The 10,445-nt window shown below is 53.7% G+C and carries 9 protein-coding genes; 2 read left to right on the top strand and 7 right to left on the bottom strand.

The features are described from left to right. The first annotated feature begins 230 nt into the window (after positions 1-230). Positions 231-920 carry a FadR/GntR family transcriptional regulator gene (locus AAIG26_RS17870; RefSeq protein WP_020455877.1) on the top strand — a complete coding sequence of 230 codons (690 nt, stop codon included), beginning with the start codon at positions 231-233 and terminating at the stop codon, positions 918-920. Between the two features lie 11 nt (positions 921-931). Continuing rightward, a complete protein-coding gene (gene mdtD, locus AAIG26_RS17865) occupies positions 932-2,335 on the top strand; it encodes a multidrug transporter subunit MdtD (protein ID WP_020455876.1) in 1,404 nt (467 codons plus the stop codon). Here the strand turns inward: mdtD and rbsR are convergent. The 7 genes from rbsR to kup all read right to left on the bottom strand — a co-directional run bounded on the left by rbsR (position 2,327) and on the right by kup (position 10,254). Beyond that, positions 2,327-3,319 carry a ribose operon transcriptional repressor RbsR gene (gene rbsR / locus AAIG26_RS17860; RefSeq protein WP_097407231.1) on the bottom strand — a complete coding sequence of 331 codons (993 nt, stop codon included), beginning with the start codon at positions 3,317-3,319 and terminating at the stop codon, positions 2,327-2,329. The genes mdtD and rbsR overlap by 9 nt on opposite strands. Before the next feature lie 3 nt (positions 3,320-3,322). After that, on the bottom strand, positions 3,323-4,252 hold the full coding sequence (gene rbsK / locus AAIG26_RS17855) for a ribokinase (RefSeq protein WP_343181137.1): 930 nt from the start codon (positions 4,250-4,252) through the stop codon (positions 3,323-3,325). A 108-nt stretch (positions 4,253-4,360) separates the two neighbouring features. Then, entirely contained in the window at positions 4,361-5,251 is an 891-nt protein-coding gene (rbsB, locus tag AAIG26_RS17850; protein ID WP_025263782.1) for a ribose ABC transporter substrate-binding protein RbsB, read from the bottom strand. Positions 5,252-5,277: 26 nt separating this feature from the next. Continuing rightward, on the bottom strand, positions 5,278-6,243 hold the full coding sequence (gene rbsC, locus AAIG26_RS17845) for a ribose ABC transporter permease (RefSeq protein WP_020455873.1): 966 nt from the start codon (positions 6,241-6,243) through the stop codon (positions 5,278-5,280). Positions 6,244-6,248: 5 nt separating this feature from the next. Then, positions 6,249-7,754 (bottom strand): ribose ABC transporter ATP-binding protein RbsA, encoded by a 1,506-nt coding sequence (gene rbsA, locus AAIG26_RS17840; protein ID WP_343181136.1) that lies wholly within the window; start codon positions 7,752-7,754, stop codon positions 6,249-6,251. Positions 7,755-7,761: 7 nt separating this feature from the next. Next, entirely contained in the window at positions 7,762-8,181 is a 420-nt protein-coding gene (gene rbsD, locus AAIG26_RS17835; protein ID WP_160271446.1) for a D-ribose pyranase, read from the bottom strand. Positions 8,182-8,385: 204 nt separating this feature from the next. Further along, on the bottom strand, positions 8,386-10,254 hold the full coding sequence (kup, locus tag AAIG26_RS17830; protein ID WP_020455870.1) for a low affinity potassium transporter Kup: 1,869 nt from the start codon (positions 10,252-10,254) through the stop codon (positions 8,386-8,388). Between the last annotated feature and the right edge of the window lie 191 nt (positions 10,255-10,445).

The following is a 10,445-nucleotide window of genomic DNA, read 5'->3' as shown; positions in this document are numbered from 1 at the left end:
CTTCACCTGACAGGCCGGTGTGTTTGCCGGTGTGCCGTGTCAGTGGAGGCGCATTATAGGGAGTTAATTCCCGCTGACAACCCCTAATTTCAAAAAACTTTTCAACCGTCTCTTTTTTCAACAAAGCGTGGTAAAAAGCGGCATAAATTGCCGATTTCGCTGTTTTTACCACCACTGAAAGGTATCGAATGGCATACTAGCCAGTGAAATAAAGAAATAAGGAAGTAAAAATGCCGCTAAACGCACAACAACTTGCCGCGCAGAAAAACATCTCCTGGGTTCTGGCTGAGAAACTGGCGCAACAAATCCTGAAGGGAGAATATGCTCCAGGAAGTATTCTGCCAGGTGAGATGGAGCTGGGTGAGAAGTTTGGCGTAAGCCGCACCGCGGTCAGAGAAGCGGTAAAGACATTAACCGCAAAAGGGATGGTGCTTCCCCGCCCGCGTATTGGTACTCGCGTCATGCCGCGCGGAAACTGGAACTTCCTTGATAAGGAACTGCTCTCCTGGTGGATGCATGAGGATAACTTCCAGGACGTTGTTCAACACTTTCTCATTATGCGCAGCAGTCTTGAGCCTCAGGCGTGTCTGCTCGCCGCCACGCTGGGTAGCGCGGAACAAAAAGCGTATCTCAATACATTAATGGAAGAGATGGTGTTGTTGAAAAAGAACTTCAACCGCGAACGCTGGGTAGAAGTCGATATGGCATGGCATGAACATATCTATGCGATGAGCGATAATCCGTTTCTTATTTCATTCTCCACACTGTTTCATTCTATCTATCACACCTACTTTACCTCTATTACACAAAATGAAGTGGTCAAGCTCGACCTTCACCAGGCGATTGTGGACGCCATCCAGGAAAGCGATGGCGACAGCGCGTTCCGGGCGTGCCAGCTATTATTGAATACGCCGAATTAACAGGACCAGGTATGACAGAGAAGAAAGCGCGCAGTATGGCCGGCCTGCCGTGGATTGCGGCAATGGCTTTTTTTATGCAGGCACTCGATGCCACGATCCTTAACACCGCACTCCCCGCAATAGCACAAAGCCTTGGGCGTTCCCCTTTAGCAATGCAATCGGCGATTATCAGCTACACACTGACCGTCGCCATGCTTATCCCCATGAGCGGCTGGCTGGCCGATCGCTTCGGCACACGGCGCGTCTTTATGCTGGCAGTTAGCCTGTTTACCCTTGGCTCGCTGGCCTGCGCACTTTCTAATTCATTACCGATGCTGGTCGTGTTCCGCGTGATTCAGGGGATCGGCGGCGCGATGATGATGCCGGTTGCACGCCTGGCTTTGCTTCGGGCTTATCCGCGTAGCGAATTGCTGCCGGTACTGAACTTCGTCACCATGCCAGGGCTGGTCGGGCCGATTCTGGGACCGGTAATGGGCGGCGTGTTAGTTACCTGGGCAAGCTGGCATTGGATCTTCTTAATTAATATTCCGATTGGCCTCGCCGGTCTGTTTTATGCCCGCAAATACATGCCGAACTTCACCACGCCACGACGCAGTTTCGATATGGGCGGTTTTTTCCTGTTCGGTTTGAGCCTGGTGCTGTTCTCAAGCGGAATGGAGTTGTTTGGTGAGAAGCTGGTCGCCAGTTGGATCGCTTTTACTATCATTCTGAGCGGCATTTTGCTGCTACTGGCCTACGTTCGCCACGCGCGCCGCCATCCAACGCCGCTGATCTCACTCAACCTGTTTAACACCCGCACCTTCTCCGTCGGGATCGCCGGGAACATAGCTTCGCGGTTGGGTACCGGCTGCGTTCCTTTCCTGATGCCGCTGATGTTACAGGTGGGGTTCGGGTATCCGGCATTGATCGCCGGTTGCATGATGGCCCCCACCGCGCTGGGTTCTATCCTCGCAAAATCGATGGTAACCCAGATATTGCGCTGGCTTGGTTACCGTAAAACACTGGTGGGAATCACGCTGTTTATTGGTTTGATGATTGCCCAGTTCGCCTTACAAACACCAGCAATGGCAATATGGATGCTGGTATTGCCGCTGTTCATCCTGGGGATGGCAATGTCCACGCAGTTCACCTCAATGAACACTATTACGCTTGCAGACTTAACTGACGAGAACGCCAGCAGCGGTAATAGTGTGCTGGCGGTAACACAGCAACTGTCGATTAGCCTCGGCGTGGCGGTTAGCGCAGCGGTGCTGCGTTTCTATGAAGGGTTTGACAGCACAAACACAGTGGAGCAATTCCACTACACCTTTATCACTATGGGCGCGATCACGCTGATTTCCGCGTTAGTGTTTATGTTGTTGAAAGCAAAAGATGGTCGCAACCTGATTAAAGAACGGCACAAAAAGTCAGGCTGAGCCGCGCTCCATCAATATTGGCGTGAGCTGCAAACGCTGCTGTTGCAGGCCAGGCTCCGCAATGCGGTGAATAAGCACATCAATCGCCAGCTCACCCAGTTCATCTTTCGGCTGATGAATAGTGGTGAGCGGCGGTGTCATGTAGCGCGCCAGTTCAATGTCGTCATAACCGACGATCGCCATATCCTGCGGGATTTTCAGCCCCGCCTGGTACAGCGCCTGATAGGCGCCAACGGCCATCGCATCATTACCAATAAATACCGCCTGCGGGCGTTCGTGCATTGCCAGCAATGCCTGCATCGCGTCGAAACCGCCGCCAAACTCAAAATCGCTCTCGATCTCATCCCCTTCACGGATCACCAACCCGGCGCGGGCCATCGCTTCGCGATACCCTTCCAGCCGCAGACGTGCAGGAGTTTTATCCAGCGGACCGGTAATGCAGGCAATACGCGTATGGCCTTTGTTGATCAAATACTGGGTCGCCATATCGCCGCCGAGCAACGAGTTATCCTGAATCAAATCGCTGTCGCCGTCGAAGGGCGCCCAGTCCATCATTACTGTGGGAATTGAAGGGTAGCGCTGCATAATCTCTTGCGAAGGCTGGTGCGTTTCGGTACACAGCAACAACAACCCATCGACGCGTTTTTGCATCAATGTTTCCAGGTTGCGGTTCATCCGCTGCTCGTCACCCTCGGTGTTGCACAGCACCAGACTGTAACCCCGCTCGAAGCAGCTACGCTCCACGCCGCGTACCAGCTCCGAGTAAAAGGGGTTGGTACTGGCGGTGATCAGCATGCCAATCGTACGCGTCTGGTTGATCTTCAGGCTACGCGCGATAGCAGAAGGCGCGTAGTTCAGCGTCTTGATCGCCGTTTCCACTTTTTCGCGGATAGCCTCACTGACAAAGCGATCTTTGTTAATTACGTGGGAAACGGTTGAAGTGGAAACGCCCGCCAGGCGGGCAACATCCTTCATGGTTGCCAAGCGTCACCTCTGCGAAGAGAGAAAATCGTCAATCTCGTTGCGCCACGGCACAGACGGTTGCGCACCCTTACGCGTGACGGCAATCGCCGCCGCCGCATGAGCAAAACGAATCGCCTCATCCAGAGGTTTATCTTCCAGTAGCGCGGTCAGCAACGCGCCGTTAAACGTATCACCCGCCGCAATGGTATCGATGGCTTTCACTTTAAAGCCCGGTACGCGTTTGCCTTCGCCATTAACGCTGGCCCAGACACCACGGCTACCGAGAGTAATGATCACCGTTTTAATACCTTTGGCGTGCAGCGCCTGTGCAGCCCGCGCGGCGTCTTCGTCGCTGGACACCTTAATTCCGGTAAGTTTTTCCGCTTCGGTCTCATTTGGCGTGATGATATCCACCAGCGCCAGCAGTTCATCGGAAAGCTCGCGCGCCGGTGCCGGGTTCAGCGCCACGGTGGTATTGTTCTGATGCGCAATACGCGCCGCAGCCAGTACGCTTTCAACCGGTGATTCCAGTTGCATTAACAGCGCAGAAGCCTGCGCAATCAGGTCATGCTGCGCGTTGACGCGATCAATTGAGAGCGCCGCATTCGCTCCCGCATGAATACCGATAACATTCTCACCTTCACCGTTGACGAAAATCAGCGCAACACCTGTGGATTCGCCCGCGACAACGCTCACCGGCGCAACATCAATATTGTCGCTCTCAAGCTGTTTACGCACGCGCGCACCGGTATCGTCATCGCCGGTACAGGCGATAAACGCAATATCCGCACCGCTACGCCCGGCAGCTACCGCCTGGTTTGCCCCTTTACCGCCAAAAGCCACCTGATACTGGTTGCCTGTCACGGTTTCGCCCGGAGTAGGGAAAGATTCAAGGTTAAGAATGTGATCGGCATTGATACTGCCAAGGACAACGAGTTTGCCTGCGGTTTTCATGATGAGCTTGTCCGTAAAATGCGCCACCTCTCGGTGGCGCGTGCCATGCTTTTCTTTTTTGTATTGTCCCTCCAGCGGCGGGATTGCGCCCTCCACCAGAATGACGAATTACTGCTTAACCACCAGCTTCAGATCAACCGGGTTTTTGGCGTAGACTTTTTCACCTTTCAGCACTTTGTCTGCGGTATCCACGCCTTTCGCGCCGATCTGCTCCGGCAACTGAGCGATAGTCGCCGCCAGTTTACCGTCGTTAACCGCTTTCACGCCGTCTGGCGTACCGTCAAAGCCGACCACCATCACATCAGTTTTACCGGCAGTTTGCAGTGCGCGCAGCGCACCCAGCGCCATTTCATCGTTCTGTGCGAAAACAGCCTGCACGTCCGGATGCGCGGTCAGCAGGTTCTGCATCACGTTCAGGCCTTTAGTGCGGTCGAAGTCAGCCGGCTGGCTGGCCAGCACGTTGAATTTGTGCGCAGCAACTGCCTGCTGGAAGCCTTCACCACGTTCACGTGCAGCGGACGTCCCGGCAATACCCGCCAGTTCGATCACTTTCGCGCCTTCGCCCGCTTTCTTAGCAATGTAATCACCGGCGATTTTGCCGCCCAGTACGTTATCAGAAGCGATATGGCTTACCACTTCGCCGCTGGAAGCCACACGGTCAAGGGTGATTACCGGGATTTTCGCCTGGTTTGCCATTTTCACAGCGTTACCTACAGCGTCGGAATCGGTCGGGTTGATCAGCAGCAATTTGGTGCCGCGCACGGTCAGGTCCTGCACGTTCGCCAGCTCTTTCGCCGGGTTGTTTTGCGAGTCCAGTACCACCAGGTCATAACCCAGTTTGTCCGCTTCTTTCTGCGCGCCATCCTTCAGGGAAACGAAGAACGGGTTGTTTAGCGTGGAAATCACCAGAGCAATAGAGTCTTTCGCCATCGCGTTTGCGCTTACGGTGGCGCTCAGTGCAACAGCAGAAACCAGAGTGGCCAGTTTTTTCATGTTCATTTTCATGAGTCCTGTTGTGTAGGTAATTACTGCTTTTTGTTGTCTACCAGCACCGCAAGCAGAATCACCACTGCTTTAACGATCATCTGGTAATAGGAGGAAACGCTCAGCAAATTCAATCCATTATTGAGGAAGCCAAGGATCAATGCGCCGATTAGTGTACCGACAATACGTCCTTTGCCACCTGCGAGACTGGTCCCACCCAAAACAACCGCAGCGATAGCATCCAGCTCATAACCTGCTCCCGCAGTAGGTTGCGCCGAGGAAAGACGCGCCACTTCAATAATGCCCGCCAGCGAGGCCAGAAGGCCGCACAGGGAGTAAACGATAACTTTGACTTTATCAACGCTGATACCGGACAAGCGCGTCGCCGCCTCGTTACCGCCTAATGCATAGATATAGCGGCCCAAACGGGTGTGATGCAACAGATACCATGCCGCGATAAAGACGATAGCCATCAACCATACCGGTGTCGGAATACCGAACGGGCGACCAATACCGAACCAGCCAAACACATCCGCGTTATCAGTAAAACCGGTATTCACCGGGCTACCGTTGGTATAAACCAGCGTCACACCACGCAGCAGCAACATCATCACCAGCGTGGCGATAAACGCCTGCACGCGGCCTTTCGCGACAATCGTACCGGTCAGTGCGCCAACAGCCGCACCGAGCGCCAGCGCGCCGACAACCGCCACCAGCGCGTTAACTTCCATTCCCACCAGCGAGGCGGCGACCGCGCCGGTGAGCGCTAACAGGGAACCGACGGACAGATCGATCCCCGAGGTTAAAATAACCAGCGTCATACCGACCGCCATAATGGCGTTGACCGAGGTCTGTTGCAGAATGTTTAACAGGTTATTGACGGTAAAAAAGTTGGGGCTCATGGTCGAGACAATCGCAATCAGCACCAGCAGGGCAATCAACGATTTTTGTTCCATCAACCATGCTTTGGTGAAATAACGGCGACCAGAAACAGCCTGGGTAGTCATCTTTTTTACTCCTGATTCACACGATTAAGCTTGCCCACAGCGGCAGCCATCAACACTTCCTGAGTGGCCTGCTCGCGCGTGAATTCACCGCCGAGATGCCCTTCATGCATCACCATTATGCGATCGCTCATGCCCAGCACTTCCGGCATTTCGGAGGAGACAAGAATGATGCTCAGGCCATCGGCCTTAAACTGGTTAATTAACTGATAAATCTCTTTTTTCGCCCCAACGTCGACACCACGCGTCGGCTCGTCGAGGATCAGCACTTTCGGTCGGGTCATCAGACCGCGAGCAATCGCCACTTTTTGCTGATTCCCGCCGGAGAGCAAACCAATGGCCTGCTCCATAGAAGGCGTTTTCACATTAAACATACGAATAAAATCATTTACCGCCTGCTGCTCATCTTTGTGTTTCAGCGTACCGCCCGCATGACTGAAATAACGCAGCGCAGTCAGCGACATATTCTCTTTCACGGACATGCCGAGCACTAAGCCATCGCGCTTGCGGTCTTCCGAAATATAAACAATACCGTTTGCCAGCCCGTCCTGCGGTGAGCGGGTGATCACTTCATGGCCGTCGAGCGTGACATAACCGCTGGTGCGCGGCAGCGCGCCATACAGCACTTTCATCAGCTCGGTGCGCCCCGCGCCCATCAATCCGGCCACGCCAAGAATTTCGCCTTTACGCAGTGTAAAACTGACGTTTTCCACGCCCGGCCCACAGAGCTTATCAACGGTAAGGCGAATTTCGCCCGGCGCTTTATCCAGCCGCGGATATTGATCTTCCAGTTTGCGGCCTACCATCATTTCAATCAGCGTATCTTCGGTCAGCGTGGCTACTTCGCGTTCGGCAATAAATTGCCCGTCACGAAAGACGGTCACGTCATCGCAAATCTCGAAGATCTCTTTCATGCGGTGAGAAATATAGACGATGCCGCGCCCCTGCGATTTCAGCTCGCGAATGACGCGAAACAGCGATTCGGTTTCGGTATCGGTCAGGGCATCGGTTGGCTCATCCATAATGATGACCTGCGATTCGTAGCTCATCACTTTGGCGATTTCGACCATCTGCTGATCGCCAATCGACAGTTCGCCGACCAGCCGCTCGCTTTTAAAACGCAAATTCAGCTTCGCCAGCAGTTTGTCAGCTTCGGCAAACATCTTTTTCCAGTCGATTTTGCCAAAGCGATTCACAAACTCGCGGCCGAGAAAGATGTTCTCGGCAATGGTGAGTTGCGGGATCAGGTTCAGTTCCTGGTGGATGATGCCAATACCGGCTTCCTGGGAGGATTTCGGCCCGGTGAAGGTGGTTTCTTTGCCTAACCACAGCAGCGAACCAGCGTCACGGGTGTAGATACCCGTCAGCACTTTCATCATCGTTGATTTGCCGGCGCCGTTTTCACCCACCAGCGCCATTACACGGCCTGGGTAAACATTCAGCGCCGCGCCGGAGAGGGCTTTTACGCCGGGAAAGGCTTTGTCGATGCCTTTGAGTTGTAGTAACGCGTCCATGATGGCCTCAGAAGGTCACGCCAGCACAGAGAATGATATTCGCAAACGGGGAACACTCCCCGCTGCGAATCACCGCATGACTGTCCGCGGTGTGTTTTTTAAATTGCTCGTGCGTAACGTACCGCACTTCTATGTTATTTCCCTGGTGTTGCTGCAGCTGCTCAATATGCTTGAGCAACGTTTCATGGAGCTGCGGATTATGCTGCTTAATCTCCGAGGCGATAATCGCGGACTCAACCTGCATTTCCGCCGTCACCACTTCCAGTACTTGCATAAAGGAAGGCACGCCCTGCGTTAATGCCAAATCAATACGTTGCGTGTTACGCGGCACCGGCAACCCGGCATCACACACCACCAGCGAATCGGTATGACCAAGACGAGAGATGACTGACGAGATATCAGCGTTAAGCACACGACCTTTTTTCATTTTTTATGCTCCATCAGCGAAACGTTTCGCTGGATGCAGTGTAGTACGAAGAATGTGCAGAAAACCATCTTGCCGTTACAGAAGTGTGATCGATATCGAAACGTTTCGCTTGTCGAAATGATGAAAAAAACAGCTTTCCTGTTTTAAGTGAAATAGACAGTAATTAATAGCAAAAACCCCTCATGGAGAGGGGTTTTATTAGCATTAAATTTCGACCTGCGTTCCCAGTTCTATCACCCTATTTGGCGGGATCTCAAACTGGTCTGGCGCGCGTAGCGCGTTGCGCTGCAGCACCAGATAGAGCTTACCGCGCAGACGCAAATACCAGGGACGTTTGCCCAGAATCAACGACTCATGCGACATAAAGAACGAGGTTTCCATCATGCGACAGTTCAGCCCTTCCAGCCCGCAACGGTGGAACACCTCTTCCACATTTGGCGTTTCGCGCCAGCCGTAGCTCGCCACCACACGCCAGAAAGTCGGCGACAATTGCTCAATCTGCACCCGGCGTACATTGTGCACATACGGCGCATCTTCAGTACGCAGGGTCAGCAGGATCACACGCTCATGCAGCACCTTGTTGTGCTTCAGGTTATGCATCATCGCGAACGGAATAACGTTCAATGCCCGCGACATATACACCGCTGTGCCCGGTACGCGCACCGGCGGTGATTTCTCCAGCGAGGCAATCATCGCCTCCAGAGAGTTACCGTGTTCATGCATACGGCGCAGCAGGCGGAAACGCTCGCTCTTCCAGGTCGTCATGACCATGAACATCACCAGCCCCAGGGTTAATGGCAACCAACCGCCGGAGACGATTTTATCGAGGTTCGCCGAGAACAGCGGCACATCGATAGAGAGGAATAAAAGCAGAAGCAGCCCCACCAGCACTTTGTTCCAGTGCCAGTTTTTGCGCGCCACCGTGGTGGAGAGAATGGAGGTCAGCACCATCGTACCGGTTACGGCGATACCGTACGCCGCCGCCAGGTTACTGGAGTGCTCAAAGCTGACAATAACCAGCACCACTGCAAAGTAGAGCAGCCAGTTAATGAACGGGATATAGATCTGCCCGGATTCCATCTCCGAGGTATGGATGATGCGCATCGGTGCCAGATACCCCAGACGCACGGCCTGGCGCGTCAGCGAGAACACGCCGGAAATCACCGCCTGCGAGGCAATCACCGTCGCCAGCGTGGCGATAATCAGCATTGGGATCAGCGCCCATTCCGGCGCAAGCAGGAAGAAGGGGTTTTTAATCGCTTCCGGCGTTTTCAGTAGCAGCGCGCCCTGGCCAAAGTAGTTCAGCACCAGCGACGGCAGCACAACGATAAACCACGCCACGCGGATCGGCAGCTTACCGAAGTGGCCCATATCCGCATACAGCGCTTCCACCCCGGTGATCGACAACACCACCGCGCCCAGCGCCACAAAGGAGATAGCTTTATATTGCAGGAAGAAGTTCACCGCCCAAACGGGGTTCAGCGCCTGCAACACCTCAGGATTATCAATAATGCTGCGTGCACCGAGCACCGCGAGAATCAAAAACCACGCCAGCATAATGGGCGCAAACAGCTTACCCACAAGACCAGTACCGTGTTTCTGGATCGCGAACAGCAGGGTTAACACCACAATCGACAGCGGAACAATCCAGGCGTCGAGCGAAGGCGCGATAATTTCCAGCCCCTCTATCGCCGACATCACCGAGATGGCGGGCGTGATGACCACTTCGCCATAGAAGAAGCTGCCGCCAATCAGTCCCATGATCACCAGCACCGAGGTCATCCTTGCGGATGTATTGCGCCCGGCCAGCGACATCAGGGTTAAGATCCCGCCTTCACCGGCGTTATCTGCCCGCATGACAAAGGTCAGGTACTTAATGGAGACAACGAAAATTAGCAGCCAGAAGATGAGCGACAGAAAGCCGAACACAGCATCCCGTTCAACACCAAAGCCGAACTGACCGGACAAACATTCACGAAGTGTATAAAGCGGGCTGGTACCGATATCACCGTAGACAACCCCAATCGCCGCAAGCGTAACCGCGGGCAATGATTGCTTATTATCAGTGCTCATAGACTAATCTTTTAATTGAATGCCACAATGTGTGCTTAGTCCCTTGGCCCACAAAAAGCGCACAGTATGCACGATTATTTGCGAAATCGTACCCCTAAATGCGGCCACATTAATCTGGCGCAAAGAAAATAAAGCCGTTCTTCAGTCTATTACAAGCCCTTTCAGGAACGTCTATACTCGCTTTTGCAAGC

Origin of the sequence: Kosakonia sp. PSU_27 (assembly GCF_039409795.1) — a bacterium.
Taxonomy (GTDB): domain Bacteria; phylum Pseudomonadota; class Gammaproteobacteria; order Enterobacterales; family Enterobacteriaceae; genus Kosakonia.
This window is presented reverse-complemented; position numbering and strand designations above follow the sequence as displayed.